This window comes from Planotetraspora mira (assembly GCF_016863275.1).
Classification (GTDB): Bacteria; Actinomycetota; Actinomycetes; order Streptosporangiales; family Streptosporangiaceae; genus Planotetraspora; species Planotetraspora mira.
Window position 1 is genome coordinate 1 of the sequence record NZ_BOOO01000087.1, and the last position, 847, is coordinate 847.

General features: G+C 63.4%; 1 protein-coding gene. It reads right to left on the reverse strand.

The window, feature by feature from the left end; all coding sequences use genetic code 11:
- The coding region (locus tag Pmi06nite_RS41600) for an ABC transporter permease (protein WP_373317370.1) at window positions 1-847 on the reverse strand (847 nt) is incomplete at both ends.

Genomic DNA, 847 nt, shown 5'->3' on the forward strand with positions numbered 1-847 from the left:
TTGAGAATGAACAGATTCGTGATCATCGTGAAGATCAGCAGACCCAGAATCGACCCGATGATCGACCCCCGGCCCCCCGTCAGCAACGTCCCACCGATGATCACAGCCGCGATCGCGTCAAGCTCATACAGATCACCATGCGTCGACGACCCCGTCGTCGTCCGCGCCATGATGATGATCGCCGCGATCCCACAGCAGAACCCCGACAACGCATACAGCCACATCGTGTGCCGCCGCACATCGATACCCGCCAACCGCGCCGCCTCCGGATTACCACCCACCGCGAACGTCCGCCGGCCGAACGTGGTCCGGTTCAACACCACCCACCCGACCACCACCACCAACGCCAGCATGTACACCAGCAACGGCAACCCCAGCACCCGCTGCGTCGACAAATCCACCAACGCAGAATTGTCCGCCGACACCAACTGCGTCTTCTTGTCCGACATCCGCTGCGCCAGTCCCCGCGCCGCCACCAACATCGCCAGCGTCGCGATGAACGGAACCATCCGCCCATAAGCGATCAGGAACCCGTTCACCAACCCCGCACCCGTACCGACCAGCACAGCGCACAACGCCATCACCACCGGCCCATACGCCTGCGTCGCCAACGTCGTCGCCCACACCGACGCGAACGCCATCACCGCACCGACCGATAGATCGATCCCCCCACCGATGATCACGAAGGTCGCCCCCACCGTGATCACACCGATCGTCGACGCCAACGCCAGAATCGACACCAGATTCGACGACGTCGCGAACGTATCCGGAACCGTCACCAACCCCACCCCGGCCAGCAGCAGCAACGCCACCACCAAACCCAGATGCGGAACACCCGCCAGACGGA